The following is a 17,479-nucleotide window of genomic DNA, read 5'->3' on the forward strand; positions in this document are numbered from 1 at the left end:
ATTATAGCAATCCATCTTCATGAACTAAATAACACTAATTTAAGCGTGTGTTCTTGCTCTCTTTTTCAAATAACTCATTGATCTTTTTGTAACAAAGCTGTAATGATATATCAGTAGCAATAACTTCGAGAACAACAATAATGAATAAACCAATCGATATTACGTTATCCCAACACTGGGAAGATCGCATCAGTAACGAACAGAAGTTACGTCGTAATGATCAGCGCAGCGTTTTTCAACGAGATCGTGCTCGTATTCTCCACTCTGCCGCTTTTCGTCGCCTTCAAGCAAAAACTCAAGTTCATGGTCCCGGTAGTGCCAATGATTTTTATCGCACCCGCTTAACTCATTCCTTAGAGGTATCACAAATAGGAACGGGGGTAGTTGCTCAGCTTAAATTAAGACAACCGGAATTTCGCAATCTATTAACCTCTACCAGTTTGATGGAGAGTATCTGTTTAGCTCATGATATCGGCCATCCTCCTTTTGGGCACGGTGGGGAAATTGCACTTAATTATATGATGCGTGATCACGGTGGCTTTGAAGGCAATGGCCAAACTTTGCGAATTTTAAGTAAGTTAGAACCTTATACTGAACATTTCGGTATGAACTTAGCAAGAAGAACCCTACTTGGTGTTTTAAAGTACCCCGCTTTCTTAGATCAGGTTCATTCAAGTTACCGACCTGAGCCTGTGACTAATTTGCGACACTTAAAATCGATTGAATGGCATCCACCTAAAGGTATTTATCGTGATGATACTCAGATCCTAGATTGGATTTTGGCTACATTATCAGAGCACGATAGAACCCTGTTATCTACGCTTCGCTTCCAAAAAGAAAATGACAACGCGCATCGTAAAACACGCTTTAAATCTATTGATTGCTCTATTATGGAGTTGGCGGATGATATTGCTTATGGTGTTCATGACTTAGAAGATGCGATAGTGATGGGAATTGTCACTCGTAATCAGTGGCAAGAATCAGTAGCCAGTAAGCTTGCAGACTGCGGTGATGAATGGTTTGAAGAAAATATTGAAACCATCAGTGATAAATTATTTTCTGGTCTTCAATATCAACGTAAAGATGGGATTGGCAGCATCGTAAATGCCCTGTTGACGTCAATTAGCATTAAAAAAACCACCTTTGAAGAAGAGCCTGAATTCGAATCAGAATTATTGCGTTGGAATGCATATTTAAGCCCACCAATGACCTATGCGTTAGATATTCTGAAAAAATTTGTTGGCCAATACGTAATACATAATTCTGAAATGCAGCGAATTGAATACAAAGGCCAGCAAATTGTGATGGAGATTTTTGATGCGCTTAATTCAGATCCTGAGCGTTTATTGCCTGAAAATGATAAACGAGAGTGGCAAGAGGCTATCGCTTCTGGGGGGAATGCGCATCGAGTCATAGCTGATTATATCGCAGGCATGACCGATGGCTATGCCCAGCGTTTATATAATCAGCTATTTGTTCCTATTTGACCGAATACTAATCCAATACTAAGAGATAAAAGAACTACTCTGAACGGTAGTTCTTTTGGTATACCCCTTCAGGCATTTGGCTAATATGAAATTCAATCATGTTATCGAATGCCGTTAGAATCGAACCAAATTTGTCCAACTCTTTAGTTTCGGCTGACTCACCATCAAGCTGGCTTAATACATGATACCCAGCTTCTGCCGTTGATAAGGCATTGTCTTTTGGCGCTTTTCGAACACGATAGTTACCAGATAACTCGGTATCAAGATGTACTTTTGGTAATGAATGCAGATTCGTCGAAAGCTGCCACATTTTATAAGCTTTCTTCCATGTTCCATCCAGTAAAATCACACGTTGTTTCTGCTTTGTCTGATTTGATACTGATGAAATCGCCTGACTGGTACCATCTAAAAACAACACTTGATGTTGGTATTGTTCGTCGGCCAATAGAGTATTTAGCTCTGTGTGGTCTGTGAAATTTTCACCGATAAAAGTGCGGCAATTTACCAAACTTAACGATAAGATCTTTGCTGTTCCCAATGGTCGCTTAGCTTCTGTGGGATGCTGTAGTATGATGAGTTCAACCTCAGTAGAGATCGGTGTTATCCACTCACAGATACACGCTTTTTTTGTTTTTAGACATTGAAGACAGAATCGAATCACAAGGAACCTTTGATTTGTTTAAATTACTCTTTCCCATTTTAGTCATGCTTGGTCTTGCACAACTGACTCCGGTATCAGATTTTTTTGTTTGGGACAGAAGCTTAATTCAACAAGGGGAAATTTGGCGATTAATAACAGGTAACTTTACCCATACTAACCTTCCTCATTTAATGATGAATGCAGCTGCTTTAACTGTATTTTGTTTTATTTTTAAGGATATGTTAAACCCTAAAAAGTTATGGCTATTACTGCTCTCTATCAGTTTGCTGACAGGATCGTTTTTATTGCTTTCACCCATGCAATCTTATGTCGGATTATCGGGTGTGTTACACGGTTTATTTATCTGGGCAGCCATTGAAGACATTAAACAACAGCGCAATACTGGTTGGCTATTATTAATCGGTGTACTGGCTAAAATAGCTTGGGAGCAATACTTTGGAGCAAGTACTTCCACCATTTCTCTTATCAATGCAAAAGTCGCCACCGAAGCCCATCTTATTGGAGCACTTAGTGGTGGAATGCTCCAATTAGTCAGTTATATTTTAATGCTTAATAAAGCTTCTGACGTCCCAAAATAGAGTGAGATAACGTCGTACCATCCACTAATTCTAGCTCTCCTCCCATAGGAACACCATGAGCAATTCGACTTGCTGATACTTTGTGTTCTTGACATATTTCAGCAATGTAATGTGCTGTTGCTTCCCCTTCAACGGTTGGGTTTGTTGCGAGAATCACTTCTTTAATATCCCCACGCCCTAAGCGGTAGTCAAGTAAATCTAGCCCTATATCACTTGGCCCAATACCATCAAGAGGAGATAAATGCCCCATTAAAACAAAATAACGTCCAGAGAATTGCCCCGTTGCTTCAACGGCAACAATATCAGCAGGACTTTCAACAATGCATAGCTCTCCACTGATCTGACGTTTTGGATTTAAACAGATGGCACACGTCTCTTCTTCAGTAAACGTTCGGCACTCTGAACAATGACCAATTTCAGACATCGCACGAGACAGAGAATCGGCTAATTGCATTCCCCCTTGACGATTACGTTGTAAAAGATGAAATGCCATTCGTTGAGCTGATTTCGGTCCAACCCCTGGGAGACATCGTAACGATTCCATTAATTGTTCTAATAGACCACTGGTACGCATAGTTTTTATATTCCAGAAAAGAAAAAGGCAGCCACTTAGCCGCCTAATTTACCAAGATAAATCGTAATCTATCCTAATATTTATTATCTAAGAAAACTTAGAATGGCATTTTAAAGCCCGGTGGCATTTGCATTCCACCTGTAACACCAGCCATTTTTTCTTTTTGTGTTTCTTCAATACGACGAGACGCATCATTGAACGCTGCAGCGATCAAATCTTCTAGCATATCTTTTTCGTCTTCTTCCATTAGGCTTGGATCGATTTCAACACGACGCACACTGTGAGAACCAGTGATGGTTACTTTAACAAGGCCTGCACCTGATTCACCAGTCACTTCTGTGTTTGCGATTTCTTCTTGTACTTTCTGCATGCGATCTTGCATTTGCTGGGCTTGCTTCATCAAGTTGCCCATGCCGCCTTTTCCACCGAACATAATTATTCTCTCTTAAGTTTACTTCTCTATTATTAAGAAAATGGGGATGAATATTGTAATTTCAACCCATCGGAATATTTTACTTTAGAATGCGTGAGCGACGTTTAAATCGGTCTTACGCTCTCTTGATCTATTTCTGCACCAAATCTCTGCATAAAGAAATTTACGTGCGGATCTTGCTGTAGGCTTTGATACGCCGTCTGTAATTTTGTTTGGTACATTTGTTCGCGCAACTCTAAAGGTGTCGTTCCTTCAGTGCTGATATCAATTGATACGTTGACGTCTTTATTTAACGCCTGACTCAACGCTTGCGTAATCAATTCATTGGCTTTGTCACCATTTAAATGTGATTGTTCCGCTCTCAAATGTAACGCTATTTGATTATCTTGCTCAACAAAAGAAGAGTTTAAGACCAATTGTTGAATAAGCTTTGGTAATGTTGTTAATGACATTGCCAATGCTGACCATGGATCTTGCTTTGATGATTCGTCCACCAATAGCTGCACCATCTCCGGTGTTTTCTCATGCTCTAACGCTTGTTTTAACTTGGTTGGCGTAATATCACTTGCTACCTTTTTAACTTCAGGCTGCATTGATTTCCAACGATAAGGTTCTTCTGGTTTCTTCTCTTGTGCTGCTGAGTTTCCAATTTGCGACACCTGAGTACGAGGCGCTAAATGTTGCTTCTCAGCAATACGTTCTAGCACTGAACTCGTTTTTTTCTTATCGGATGCCGCACTAGACTTTTTTGAGCCAGTACCATTGTTTGTGTTAGCTAAATTATTTTTTGCACTGCGTAACTGATTACGAACGCCTAGCAAACCACTTTTTGGTGGTGTCACAGGGGCTTGCTGTGCTGTCTGTGGTTGTTCCTGCATTACTTGATGCGGAGTTCCCATCGGTGGAGCATCATACACTGGTGGCTGCTCTGACTGCGCTGGTGGCACATATTGATTCTGTGCGTATTCTTGTTGCGGTGGTTGAGCAACTTGAGGTGCCTGACGCTGTGCTGGCGTTTGAGGTCTCATTGCTGCTTGATTTTGATTCACCGGTGCCGTTGGTTGCTGTCTTAATACAGGAGCCGCTGTTGTTTGCGCCGCTTGAGGCTCTGTAGCTGGTACTGCGACAGGTTGAGCATCTAGCTGTTGTGCATGAACAGGACGAAACGCGACCATTCTTAACAACATCATTTCAACGCCTGTTTTTTCCGTTGGCGCTAACGGTAAATCTTTACGACTCTGTAGGGCAATTTGATAAAAAAGCTGTACTTCTTGTGGTGATAACTGGCCACTTAATAGCTCAATACGCTCTGCATCTGGTTGAGATTTATCCAAGGTTGCTGGCAATGCTTGATACATGGCTAATTTATGCAATTGATTAGCGATTTCTTTTGCTAATCCATCCCACTCAATTCCCATATCAGCGAGATCATTCACACAGCTCATTAGTGTCTGCATGTTTTTGGTGCTAATCGCTTCTAAAATGCGAACGGCTTGATCGGTATCTAGTGTCCCTAACATCGCAGAAACGATATCAGTAGTAACAGAACCATTACCCAGTGCAATCGCTTGGTCAGTCAAACTCAGCGCATCACGCATACTGCCATCGGCAGCGTGTGCAATAAGTCCTAGCGCTCTCGCATCTTTGGTCACTTCTTCTTTATCTAAAACAAAATCAAGTTGTTCATGAATTTGATCAACGCTGATGTGTTTTAAATGGAACTGCAAACAACGAGATAAAATCGTCACAGGTAATTTCTGTGGATCGGTCGTTGCTAATAAGAATTTGACGTATTCTGGCGGCTCTTCCAATGTTTTTAATAACGCATTGAAACTGTGGCGCGACAGCATATGAACTTCATCGATCAAGTAAACCTTAAAGCGACCACGCGCAGGTTTGTATTGAACATTATCAAGTAGCTCACGTGTATCTTCTACCTTGGTTCTAGAAGCCGCATCGATCTCAAGTAAATCAACGAAACGTCCTTCGTCAATTTCTTTACAGGTAGAACACACACCACATGGCGTCGATGTGATCCCTTCTTCACAGTTCAGCCCTTTTGCGAACAAACGTGCAATGGTGGTTTTACCCACACCACGAGTCCCGCTAAATAAGTAAGCGTGATGAAGTCGATTATGGTCAAGTGCGTTTTCCAACGCCGTAAGCACGTGAGGTTGGCCTACCACATCTTTAAAATGATGTGGACGCCACTTACGCGCCAGAACTTGATAGCTCATAGAATACAGCCCAAAATAAAATAGATCTAAATCGTAGCACAGCAAAAAAATGAGATCTCCCTTGATAGAGAGATCTCACTCAATTTATTGTGTATATGAAGAATTAGTGACCAGCAAACTCACAAATGCTGTACACGTTTAAACCTAGACCTTCTAAACGAGTTTGACCACCGATTTCTGGTAGGTTAATAACAAACGCAGCATGCTCAACATCACCACCAAGTTGACGGATCAGTTTCACTGTTGCTTCAATCGTACCGCCAGTTGCTAGTAGATCATCTACTACTAATACTTTATCGCCTTCAACAATCGCATCAGTATGGATTTCTAACGTATCAGTACCGTATTCAAGATCATACGTTTGTGCAATTGTTGGACGAGGTAACTTTCCTGGTTTACGAACAGGAATAAAACCGACACCTAATTCTAATGCTAATGGTGCGCCAAATAAGAAGCCACGAGCTTCAGTACCAACGATCTTAGTGAAACCGCCTTGCTTATATTTTTCTACAAGTAGCTGGATAGTCGCTTGGTATGCTTTTGGGTCTTCCATTAAGCTTGTTACATCACGAAACATGATGCCAGCTTTTGGGTAATCAGGAATAGATTTGATGCTGTTTTTAATCAGCTCTAGTGTTTCTGTCGACATGATTTTGTCCTACTCTGCCAAAATATGGCATTAAAATAAATTAACCGACTTATGTTATTCACTTTCTTTGCCGTGAGCAAGTATTACCCGTCGAGATGAGTTGTCGATCAAATCCCGATTAATCTTCACGATTCATTGAAAAATTAAGAGCTTGGAATAGTTGAGAACCAGTAAAGAAGTATAATTGCCAATACAAGCAACAGAACTTTTACCCACACGATTGGCGCTAAACTGATTGATATAATAAAACTCACAACAATCATAAATTGTGCTTTCTTTTTTATGGAGGCTTTAATAGTTTTACGATCTTGCCATTCAACAATAGGAGGGCCAAGAGAGGAATGTGTTAATAACCAATTATTCATACGTGGAGAAGTACGCATGAACCCTGCGCTCGCTAATAATAAAAAAGGTGTGGTCGGTAATAGGGGAAGGAATATACCGATAATTCCTAAGATTAACGCAATACTTGCCAAAATAAACCAAAATGCTTTATGTGAAAAATGCAAATTACTGTCTCTACATATACTGGATAACTTCATTTTTACGCTATCTGCATACATTAATCAACAGAGGTAAAACTCAACTCTAATTTAAAGCTACTACAGCCTAAATTATTTAATAACAATCGATTACGTTGCATGATCGGAAAGCGATGTACCTTATTTTTTGCAGCATTTAGCACTAACTGTTCACCTGCATGCAAAATATGTCGCTCTCTCTTATTTTCCCATACAGCGTCTAATCCTGCGGATAAAATAAATAAAGCTTCGTCTGCCAGATCAACGTAACCAAAAATAGCTGACATCGGCTGTGCATTATCTATTGTTACCATCCCTTTTTCTATTGATTCCAACATACTTGGAAGTGTATTTAATGAGATATTTTGATCTCGTATAAAATCATTAAAAAATGCTCGGATCAATAAACAAGAAACGACACTGCTCTCACCACCAGTATTAGAATCCACCAAATAGAAAAATAAACGACCATCTAATAACCATTCGTAATCAAAGATTAATGGCATGCCGTCAGTTGATTGAAGAAGACGATAGCCAAGTTTCCAATCACCATGCTGAGCATCACTCTCTGGCAACAGTTCAAATAATAATTCTCGTCCAACATTTGGTTCTTTTTGTAAATAATCTAAATGCCAGTGCAATTCATCATTACAACTTCTATCCATTTCTGATGTTCTAAACCATTGACTGGAAAAGTCCTGCATTCGATAAGAACTCTCTTCACTTAACTTCAATGCCGATGCTAATGATTTAATAAGAATAGAGACATCCGTGATAGGTTTTACTAAAAAGTCTTTTGCTCCTAAACGTAATACTTTGGCTACATCCTGCATATCACCACTGCCTGAGATAACAATGATAGGTAACATTGGGTACTCGAGAACCGCCTCTTCAACGAATTCAATGCCATTTAAAATCGGCATTGCTAAGTCACACAGCAGAACATCGGGCAACGAATGTTGTAGCATTTGTAAGCCTTCTAATCCATTACTCGCTTCTTTGACATTACATGAATAGCTTTCTAAAACGGCTCTGACAATTGAACGAAACGTTGGGTCATCATCTACAATTAAGACATCTTTATTCAATAATAGATCTTCTACTGGTACTTTATTTTCACGCACTCTTTTTTTACATTGCTCTACCGACATACGACTACCCTCTGCACGTTCCCTTGGCGAATAATGAATAATTCCCTTACTATTTAATTTATCACTCAGAATAAATTTAGTTCGAGATCAGGTTGAGTACAAATATTTTTCAATAAGATTGTTAATAAGTGTAAGCTTAAGCGCTTATGTGGACTTTTATTTATAAAATTTCACTTTAGTTGACTTATAACAACACGTACCTTAGGGTTTTAGTTACACTTTAGCGCTAGAAAAAACAGAGAGTATCTCAATATAATGAAATTAGATGATTTAAATTTGTTTCGACAGGTGGTCGATAATGGCAGTTACACTGCTGCCTCAAGAAAGACACTGATCCCTGTAGCGACAATTACTCGTCGGATTCAAGCTTTAGAAGATTCTTTAGATATTCGCTTACTCAATCGCCATGCTCGCAAACTATCATTAACAGAGTCGGGACAGAAATTTTACGATGAATGCGCCCCAATTTTAGCGACTTTAGTTAATATGAGTGAATGCTTAGGTGAAGAGTGTCGCGGAGCGGCTGGTAAGCTCAAAATCGCTGCGCCCTCTAATCTCACAAAACGCATGATCCAACCGATATTAAATAAGTTCATGTTACTCTACCCAAACATTGATATTAACTTAACAATGAGCAATCAACCGGAGCAACTTGATCCTACTGATTGGGATATCATTTTTAGAGTAGGAAGACAGCGTGACTCTTCACTTATTGCCCGTCAAATTGGCTCTTTAGAAGATATTTTGGTTGCTAGCCCTGCTTATTTAGAGGCGAATTCAGAGCCGAGTCATGCTCAAGAACTTCATAAACATAGCTTATTAAAAGGCCACCCATTAATGCGTTGGCGCTTAACAAATGGTGAAGGTGAATCGGTTACGATTACTGACGCTGGTCGCTTTGAAGCGAGTGAGTTGAATGTTATTCGAATGGCTTGTTCTGATGGTTTGGGGATCACATTAATGCCAGACATCATGATCAGTCGTTATATTGCTGATGGTTCGCTAGTGCGTGTTCTTAAAAATTGGTCTGCTAACCCTAGAGACATTTATATGATCTACAATCATAAAGATCATCAACCAGAAAAAGTTCGTCTCTTTATTGATTTCGTAAGTAACCATATTGCCGAGTGATACCCATTTAGTTTTGTCTAAAAGAATGATCAAAAAAGCCTGTGAATATCACAGGCTTTTTTATATTAATCAATTAGATAATCATACCAATCACAGTAAGTAAGTGTTCAGAAATAGCGCAGGAAAAATGCTTGAGAACAAGGCGGATTTTTTGATAAGTAGTTATTCTACAATCAAAAAATTGAACGCAGTTATCGAGCAGTTTAACCAGCTTGGATGATCAGTTATTTACTACGATTGGTATTACACACCTTCGTTATAAATATCTAGGCTTGCAATGTCTTGAGCTTCACTGTCTTGCTTAGCATCATCACCGCGCAATCCTTCAATGTGCTCAAGATATTCTTGGTCAATATCACCCGTTACATAGTGTGCATTGAACACAGACGTTTCAAAACGCTCTATCTCACGGTTACCACAACCAACAGCATCAACAAGATCTGGTAGGTCTTGGAAGATTAACGCATCTGCACCTATTTGCTTACAGATCTCATCCACTTCACGGCCATGAGCAATTAATTCGTTCGCACTTGGCATATCAATACCATACACATTCGGGAAACGAATCTCTGGTGCTGCTGATACCATATAAACGTTTTTCGCACCTGAATCACGAGCCATTTCAATGATTTGCTCTGATGTAGTACCACGAACGATTGAATCATCAACCAGCAATACGTTTTTATCTTTAAATTCTGAACGAATTGCGTTCAGTTTACGACGTACTGATTTTTTACGCTCTTGCTGACCAGGCATGATAAACGTACGACCAACATAACGGTTTTTCACAAAACCTTGGCGGTATGGCTTATTAATAATTTGTGCAATTTCAAGTGCAATATCGCATGAGGTTTCAGGAATAGGCAGAACGACATCAATATCTAAGTCTTCCCACTCGCGCTTAATTTTCTCGCCTAAGCGTTTACCCATCTCAACACGAGCGCTGTACACTGAAATTTTATCAATGAATGAATCAGGGCGAGCGAAGTAAACAAATTCAAAGATACATGGGTTTAATTTTGGATCATGAGCACATTGTTGTGTGTATAAACCACCTTCAAATGGAGCATAAATTGCTTCACCTGGTGCAACATCACGAACAAAGTCAAAACCAACCGCATCAAGTGCTACTGATTCAGACGCAACCATGTATTCTGTACGACCTTCGACTTCACGCTTACCTAAGCATAAAGGACGAATACCGTTTGGATCACGGAAGGCAACCATACCGTGGCCAATAACCATAGCAGCTACCGCGTATGCACCACGAATTTGTTCGTGTACGTTAGCTACCGTTTTAAAAATATCTTCAGCAGTAAGAGGATAATGTGTTGTTGCATCAAGGTGGTGAGCAAAGATGTTTAATAGCACTTCAGAATCTGAAGTCGTATTTACATGTCGGCGCTCTTGTTCAAATAAGGTCTCACGGATTTCATTCGCATTGGTTAAGTTACCATTGTGCGCTAATGTGATCCCAAAAGGTGAGTTTACATAGAAAGGTTGAGCTTCTGAAGCGCTTGAGCTACCTGCTGTAGGGTAACGAACATGGCCAATACCTACATTACCTTGTAGACGTTGCATGTGTTTTGCTTCAAATACATCCTTCACCAAGCCGTTCGCCTTTCTCAGACGGAAACGATTGCTTTCTATGGTAATAATACCAGCAGCGTCTTGGCCACGATGTTGTAACACTGTCAAAGCGTCATAAATTGACTGGTTTACAGGTGTTGCGCCTACGATTCCAACAATACCGCACATGTCCTAGAGTCCTCAATTTGCTAAAAAACTGGCGCTATTTAGCGCCAGGAAGAAAACTTGATGTATCCTTTAAGTAATCGAAGAACCATTCAATGACCACCGAAAATTGCGGTATCAATTGAGATTGCTTCCACCACTCAGAGTCTGATAATGAGGTAAAGGCATCGATAAAGAAAAGGACCGCGGCTATAATTAATACGCCCCTTAACCCACCAAAGACAATACCCAACACTCGATCAGTTCCTGATAATCCGGTTTTTTGAACTAGCTGTCCAACAACATAGTTCACCACCGCACCAACGATCAGTGTCGCTACAAACAAGGCAGCAATTGCACTGCCATTTCTTATCATTTCATCATGTATGTTTGTAAAATAAACCGCTAATTTAGGATAGAAGTTACTGGCGACAAAAAAAGCACCAAACCATATCACTAATGACAACGCTTCTTTTACAAATCCTCTAATCAAACTGATTAAAGCTGATAGGCTAATAACACCTAAAATGACAAAATCGATCCAAATCATAATTTATCTTTTCTCTGTTGCTGCGCATTTTAACAGAAAAATCCGCGACGCAAACGTTTTCTTATGGGTTTAGTGGTGTAAATTTAAGCAATTGACCATTTAAGCCAGTAATTTCTTTTAGTTTCGGTAACTGTTTCTCTAAATCAGGTTTCGAAACATCTGGACCGACAGCCACTCGTACTAAATCCCCTTTTTTAGGATCTTTAGGAAAAGTATGAGCTTGAAAGCCTTGCTTACGCAGTTTAAGAGCTAAATTTTGTGCATTATCTGCATTTCTAAACACGCCTAACTGAATAATCCATGCGCTTTTAGCGTAATCAATTTTTTTGGCTTCTGGTGCTGGTTTTTTCTCTACAATGGTAAGCACTTCTTTTTCAGGCTCCGCTTCAGATGACTCAATAGTCACCTCAACAGGCTCACCTGGAAGCTCTGCATCAAAGTCGACAGGCTCTTGGATTTCGAACTGCTCTACATCTTTAGAAAGCTCTGGTTTAATTGGAATGCTGGCAAATTCTTCTTGGTAATGTTTTTTCTTACCATCGAATACATCTGGTAAAACAATTACCCCAATAGCAACCAATATAATGGTTCCGACTAAACGTCGTTGAAATGGACTAGACACTCATGTTCCTCATGCTTCTTTTTTCCAGTAATCCCATACTTCACCAACCGTATGGAAAGAACCAAAAACTAAAATTAAATCATCATTATCAGCCTGCGTTAGCGCTACCTTAAAGGCATCTACAGGTGATGAATATTCTGTTGCTTCTACATCTATAACCGCGGTTAATTCACTCGCGTTAGCCGCTCTAGGGCCAGATAATGAAGCAGGATACCAAACATCAACACTTCCCGTGAACTCACCTAGAGTCGATTCAATGTCTTTATCATGTAACATGCCGACTACTGCATGTACTTTCTTATTTGGGAAACGCTGTCTTATTTGTTGTACGAGATAATTTGCTGAATGTGGGTTATGTGCAACATCAAGAATAATCGTTGGCTCACTCTCTTGATTGCCACGGCTTAAACGTTGCATTCGCCCCGGTAGACTCGCTAACGTTAACCCTTCAACAATATTAACATCTGTTAATTCTAACCCTGATGTTCCTAAAGCCATGATTGCCGTTGCAGCATTCGCTAGTGGTAAGTTTGGTAATGGCAGATCATTTAAATCAAATGCCCCACTTTTCCAAGACCACGTTTGCGCTTCAGAGTTCACGCTATAATCAAATTGATAACCGACTTGGTATAAATCAGCACCAATATCATCTGCATGGGCGGCAACACTAGATGGTGGATTTGGCTGACCACATATTGCTGGTTTTTCAGAGCGATAAATCCCTGCTTTTTCAAAACCAATTACTTCAATGTCATCACCAAGCCAATCAACATGATCAACCGCTAAACTCGTAATAATAGAAACATCATGATCAACAATATTTGTTGCATCTAAACGTCCACCAAGGCCGACCTCTAAAAGAACAACATCGACTTGATGCGCTTTAAAAGCCCACAAAGCAGATAGCGTACCAAATTCAAAAAGGCTTAAGGATGTTTCTTTACGCCACGCTTCAATCGCAGAAAAAGACTGAGTGATAAGTGAATCAGATAAATCGTTACCGTTGATACGAATACGTTCGTTGTAACGAATAAGGTGAGGAGAGCTATAAACGCCTACACGATAGCCGGCATTAAGTAAGATAGATTCCATTAATGCACAAGTAGAGCCCTTACCATTTGTTCCTGCAACAGTTATCACTGTTGGTGCAGGTTTGGTGAGTTTTGCTCGTTGTGCAACACGCTGAACGCGCTCAAGGCCTAAATCAATGGCACTTGTATGAATGCTTTCTAAATAACGAAGCCACACCGATAAATCAGATGTGGCTTTCGGAGAATCAAATGATGTCATAATTCAACTACTTCACTACGGAATATAGTGACAGTATATATGACTTAGGTTGCTGTTTTAAAGTAAGAACTAACAACCTTGCTCTCATTTAATTTGTTTTTTACTTTGGTCCATCAACAGAAACAACTAATGGAGAAGACTGATTCGTCATTTTCGCCATTAAACCACCGATGCGCTGACGCATTTCACGACGGTCAACAATCATATCGATTGCACCATGTTCAAGTAAGAACTCGCTGCGTTGGAAACCTTCTGGAAGATCTTCACGAACGGTTTGTTCGATAACACGGCGACCAGCAAAACCGATTAAGGCTTTTGGCTCACCAATATTAATATCACCTAGCATTGCTAAACTTGCTGATACACCGCCCATTGTTGGGTCAGTCAGTACAGAGAAAAATGGTAGGCCTTTACGAGATAAACGTGCTAATGCCGCACTTGTCTTTGCCATTTGCATTAGAGACATAAGTGCCTCTTGCATACGAGCGCCACCACTTGCAGAAAAACAAACTAATGGACAGTTGTTTTCAATTGCCGCATCAACCGCTTTAACAAAGCGAGCGCCAACAACAGAGCCCATTGAACCACCCATAAATGAGAATTCAAATGCACAAGCAACAACAGGTAATTCTAATAATGTTCCTTTCATTACGATAAGAGCATCTGTTTCATTACTTGATTTCTGTGCTGCTGAAATACGATCTTTATAGCGTTTTGAGTCTTTAAATTTTAAAAGATCTTTTGGCTCTAATTCTTGACCAATTTCTACACGGCCTTCTGCATCTAAAAACGTTTCTAAACGTTTACGAGCTTTCATTCGCATGTGATGGTCACATTTAGGACACACTTCTAAATTACGTTCTAGCTCTGCAGAATAAAGCACTTGTTCACATGACGTACATTTCGTCCAAACCCCTTCAGGGATCGATGCTTTACGTGAACTAACAATATTGCTTGTATTAAAAATCTTTTCAAGCCAACTCATGGACGACCTTTCTATTAGTGATCTCTCGCACCATCGCAAGAGAAATAAAATCAATTAAATAGATTAAACCATAAATAATAGCCAGTGTAGATAAAAAACTGGTTGTACCTATTTTCAAGATTGAACCTATATCAACTTTTTGCTGATTAAATACACATATTTAATCTCGTTGAAAGATCAATTATCCGGTAAAAATAGAGGACCTAATGGCACTCGTGGTAAATCCCATTCTTTTGGATAATCCACATCAATAAGATATAAGCCTTCAGCTTTAGCTGTTGGTCCCGCTAATTTACGGTCTTTTGCTTCTAGTAGCCATTGAACCCATTCCGGTTTTTGCTTACCTCTGCCTACTTCAATTAAGCTACCAGTAATATTACGCACCATATGATGAACAAAGGCATTAGCTTTAATATCAATCACGATAAAGTCCCCATGACGGGTTACTTTCAAGTGGATTAGATTACGCCAAGGGGTACGTGACTGACAACGAACAGCTCGAAACGAAGTGAAGTCGTTTTCACCCAATAAATACTGCCCAGCTTGGTGCATTAAATCAGCATCTAATGCTTCATGATAATGGCTAACACCATGACTAAAAATGGCGGGACGTTGGCGGTTATTAAAGATGATATAACGGTAACGTCGTGCTGTAGCGGTAAAACGAGCATGAAAATCTTCGGTAACTTCTTTAACCCAACGAACCGCTATATTTTTTGGTAAATTTGCGTTTACCCCTACCATCCATACTGGTAATTTACGGGTGCTATTTGTATCAAAATGTACGACTTGACCGGTTCCGTGTACTCCAGCATCAGTTCGGCCTGCACACATAACCTCAATAGGTTCATTCGCAACAATCATTAAGGCTTTTTCTAATTCTTCTTGGACACTCGTTACGTCTTTTTGACTCTGCCAGCCGTGATAACTGGCACCATCATATTCGATACATAAAGCTATTCGCATGATATTTGATTCTTTTTATTCAATAATACGCCATTATAAAAAAAGGCGGAGCTCACCGCTACCGCCTTTTTAAGATTATTGCCAATCTAAACTAATCAATTTGTCGCATTAATTTTTCAGCTTCAACTTTCAGTGCTGGATCATCACATCGCAATACTTCTTCTAGAAGCTCTAAAGCGCCTTTGTCATCAGACATCTCAATATAAGCTTTAGCTAAATCAAGCTTGCTTTGAGCATCACTATTTACATCAACATCATGAGAGCCTACATTACCTAGCATGTCTGGGAAGTCATCCAACCCAACATCTAAATTCAAATCTTCTTCTTCGAAGTCTGATTTATCTCCATTTTCAGTTTCTGCAATTAATGCTTCTATACTTAAGAAACGATCTTCACCGTGAGGATCACTCTCAACATTAGGTTGCTCTGACCAATCTTCATCTTCTAGTTCTGCTTCTGTATTTGATGCGTTATCTAAATTGAATCCGCTCCAATCACTCGCTCCATCATCCAGCATGCTATCAAGATCTAAACCAGAACTATCAAGATGAGTTAAGGCTTCTTTTTCTTCATCAGAAACTCGTGATTGAAAATCAAAAGCTGTTGGCTCTGATTTATCTTCATCTTCTGCTGCTTCATTTCTTAGCTCTGCGTGAATAATTTCATCAGAAGTATCTAATTCAGAATTAAACTCTTCAAGATCGTTACTGTCTTCATCTTCTAAAGCAGCCAATGCATCTTCTATTGATAGTCCTTCAAAGTCACTGTCATTATCATTATCATTATCATCAAGTTGAGTTTCATTGCTTGGTTGTGAAAAATCAACGGCACTGTTTTCTAAGAAGTCATCTAAAGAAAAATCATTTTCGTCGTCTTCATCTTCTACTTTATCTAAAGGCTCATCATTTTCAACGTCTAGCTCTTCAGTTTCAGCAAACAGATCATCTAACTCATCGTCAGTTTCTGACTCTAACTCTGACTCTTGAGCTTGTTCTGTCGTATCTGTACTTGGTATATCCAGTTCTACTGGCTCTTCAAGGTCAGACGACGCATCATCTTGCTCAGTTTCTAATTCAACTTCAGATTCAAGAAAATCATCAAGCTCATCGTCAACTTCTGACTCTTGAGCTTGTTCTGTCGCATCAATACTTTGTGTACCCAGTTCTACTGGCTCTTCAAGTTCAGACAATGCATCATCTTGCTCAGTTTCTAATTCAACTTCAGGTTCAAGAAGATCATCAAGCTCAAACGAAATTTCATCTTCTGCTTCCTCTTCTACCTCAGCTAAAGGCTCATCATTTTCAACGTCTAGCTCTTCAGTTTCAGCAAACAGATCATCTAACTCATCGTTAGTTTCTGGCTCTAACTCTGACTCTTGAGCTTGTTCTGTCGCATCAGCACTTGGTGTACCCAGTTCTACTGGCTCTTCAAGTTCAGACAATGCATCATCTTGYTCAGTTTCTAATTCAACTTCTGGTTCAAGAAGATCATCAAGCTCAAATGAAGCATCTTCTTTTTCTGTATCAGATTCAAATAATGAAATATCATCATCTTCGTCTTCATCAGCTTCAACTAACCAATCTTCATCACGAGGTGTGTCTTCTGAAAGTGCCTCTGATACTGCTACACCTTCTACTTCAGTATCATCGCCACGCTTTCCCGGAGTAGTTTCTTCCTCTTCAACATCATCACCAAGTAACTCATCTAAAAGTACGGTGCTGTCTTCATCTAGCTCAATTGTATCGTCTTCGTCTTCATCATCTAAAAACTCATCCAGAAGGGCTGTGCTATCTTCATCGATTTCTACACTGTCGTCGTCGTCACTCAGCTCTTCGTCATCATCAAGTAATTCATCAAGTAATGCCGTCTTTTCATCTTAGATATTTAAGTCAATGCTCTCTTCTTCATCA

At 39.7% G+C, this 17,479-nt stretch carries 17 protein-coding genes; 3 read left to right on the forward strand and 14 right to left on the reverse strand.

Annotation, left to right across the window (positions count from 1 at the left end; genetic code table 11):
• The first annotated feature begins 140 nt into the window (after nucleotides 1-140).
• The gene (locus ED622_RS06820; protein ID WP_122033167.1) at nucleotides 141-1,487 is read left to right on the forward strand and encodes an anti-phage deoxyguanosine triphosphatase; all 1,347 of its coding nucleotides are present in this window, start codon (nucleotides 141-143) and stop codon (nucleotides 1,485-1,487) included.
• A 34-nt stretch (nucleotides 1,488-1,521) separates the two neighbouring features.
• On the opposite strand, the gene ED622_RS06825 is transcribed toward ED622_RS06820, so the two are convergent.
• Nucleotides 1,522-2,148, reverse strand: a complete 627-nt coding sequence (locus ED622_RS06825) for a tRNA-uridine aminocarboxypropyltransferase (RefSeq protein ID WP_122033168.1) — start codon at nucleotides 2,146-2,148, stop codon at nucleotides 1,522-1,524.
• 14 nt (nucleotides 2,149-2,162) lie between these two features.
• Here ED622_RS06825 and rrtA point away from each other — a divergent pair, with 14 nt between their 5' ends.
• A complete protein-coding gene (gene rrtA, locus ED622_RS06830) occupies nucleotides 2,163-2,726 on the forward strand; it encodes a rhombosortase (RefSeq protein ID WP_122033169.1) in 564 nt (187 codons plus the stop codon).
• Here the strand turns inward: rrtA and recR are convergent.
• From recR to ED622_RS06860, 6 genes are all read right to left on the reverse strand, one after another.
• Nucleotides 2,698-3,300 carry a recombination mediator RecR gene (recR, locus tag ED622_RS06835; RefSeq protein WP_122033170.1) on the reverse strand — a complete coding sequence of 201 codons (603 nt, stop codon included), beginning with the start codon at nucleotides 3,298-3,300 and terminating at the stop codon, nucleotides 2,698-2,700. The genes rrtA and recR overlap by 29 nt on opposite strands.
• Nucleotides 3,301-3,397: 97 nt before the next feature.
• Nucleotides 3,398-3,733, reverse strand: a complete 336-nt coding sequence (locus ED622_RS06840; protein ID WP_122033171.1) for a YbaB/EbfC family nucleoid-associated protein — start codon at nucleotides 3,731-3,733, stop codon at nucleotides 3,398-3,400.
• Nucleotides 3,734-3,837: 104 nt separating this feature from the next.
• Nucleotides 3,838-5,970 carry a DNA polymerase III subunit gamma/tau gene (gene dnaX / locus ED622_RS06845; protein ID WP_122033172.1) on the reverse strand — a complete coding sequence of 711 codons (2,133 nt, stop codon included), beginning with the start codon at nucleotides 5,968-5,970 and terminating at the stop codon, nucleotides 3,838-3,840.
• A 103-nt stretch (nucleotides 5,971-6,073) separates the two neighbouring features.
• A complete protein-coding gene (gene apt / locus ED622_RS06850; RefSeq protein ID WP_122033173.1) occupies nucleotides 6,074-6,619 on the reverse strand; it encodes an adenine phosphoribosyltransferase in 546 nt (181 codons plus the stop codon).
• A 143-nt stretch (nucleotides 6,620-6,762) separates the two neighbouring features.
• The gene (locus tag ED622_RS06855; protein ID WP_122033189.1) at nucleotides 6,763-7,161 is read right to left on the reverse strand and encodes a DUF454 family protein; all 399 of its coding nucleotides are present in this window, start codon (nucleotides 7,159-7,161) and stop codon (nucleotides 6,763-6,765) included.
• A 20-nt stretch (nucleotides 7,162-7,181) separates the two neighbouring features.
• The gene (locus ED622_RS06860; RefSeq protein ID WP_122033174.1) at nucleotides 7,182-8,291 is read right to left on the reverse strand and encodes a response regulator; all 1,110 of its coding nucleotides are present in this window, start codon (nucleotides 8,289-8,291) and stop codon (nucleotides 7,182-7,184) included.
• A 255-nt stretch (nucleotides 8,292-8,546) separates the two neighbouring features.
• On the opposite strand from ED622_RS06860, the gene ED622_RS06865 reads away from it, so the two are divergent.
• Entirely contained in the window at nucleotides 8,547-9,422 is an 876-nt protein-coding gene (locus ED622_RS06865; protein ID WP_122033175.1) for a LysR family transcriptional regulator, read from the forward strand.
• A gap of 243 nt (nucleotides 9,423-9,665) precedes the next feature.
• Here the strand turns inward: ED622_RS06865 and purF are convergent, their stop codons facing one another.
• From purF to ED622_RS06905, 7 genes are all read right to left on the reverse strand, one after another.
• Nucleotides 9,666-11,180, reverse strand: a complete 1,515-nt coding sequence (gene purF, locus ED622_RS06870; RefSeq protein WP_122033176.1) for an amidophosphoribosyltransferase — start codon at nucleotides 11,178-11,180, stop codon at nucleotides 9,666-9,668.
• A 34-nt stretch (nucleotides 11,181-11,214) separates the two neighbouring features.
• Nucleotides 11,215-11,706 carry a colicin V production protein gene (cvpA, locus tag ED622_RS06875; RefSeq protein WP_122033177.1) on the reverse strand — a complete coding sequence of 164 codons (492 nt, stop codon included), beginning with the start codon at nucleotides 11,704-11,706 and terminating at the stop codon, nucleotides 11,215-11,217.
• A 61-nt stretch (nucleotides 11,707-11,767) separates the two neighbouring features.
• Nucleotides 11,768-12,328, reverse strand: a complete 561-nt coding sequence (locus ED622_RS06880) for an SPOR domain-containing protein (RefSeq protein ID WP_122033178.1) — start codon at nucleotides 12,326-12,328, stop codon at nucleotides 11,768-11,770.
• A gap of 9 nt (nucleotides 12,329-12,337) precedes the next feature.
• Nucleotides 12,338-13,618, reverse strand: coding sequence for a bifunctional tetrahydrofolate synthase/dihydrofolate synthase (gene folC, locus ED622_RS06885; RefSeq protein ID WP_122033179.1), 1,281 nt, complete (start codon nucleotides 13,616-13,618; stop codon nucleotides 12,338-12,340).
• A gap of 100 nt (nucleotides 13,619-13,718) precedes the next feature.
• The gene (gene accD / locus ED622_RS06890) at nucleotides 13,719-14,603 is read right to left on the reverse strand and encodes an acetyl-CoA carboxylase, carboxyltransferase subunit beta (RefSeq protein ID WP_122033180.1); all 885 of its coding nucleotides are present in this window, start codon (nucleotides 14,601-14,603) and stop codon (nucleotides 13,719-13,721) included.
• Nucleotides 14,604-14,780: 177 nt separating this feature from the next.
• On the reverse strand, nucleotides 14,781-15,569 hold the full coding sequence (truA, locus tag ED622_RS06900; RefSeq protein ID WP_122033182.1) for a tRNA pseudouridine(38-40) synthase TruA: 789 nt from the start codon (nucleotides 15,567-15,569) through the stop codon (nucleotides 14,781-14,783).
• Between the two features lie 91 nt (nucleotides 15,570-15,660).
• Complete coding sequence (locus tag ED622_RS06905) at nucleotides 15,661-17,010, reverse strand: FimV/HubP family polar landmark protein (protein ID WP_162922476.1); 1,350 nt, start codon at nucleotides 17,008-17,010, stop codon at nucleotides 15,661-15,663.
• Nucleotides 17,011-17,479 lie beyond the last annotated feature (469 nt).

The sequence above is a fragment of the Aliivibrio sp. EL58 genome (assembly GCF_900312675.1).
In the GTDB taxonomy this organism is placed as follows: domain Bacteria; phylum Pseudomonadota; class Gammaproteobacteria; order Enterobacterales; family Vibrionaceae; genus Aliivibrio.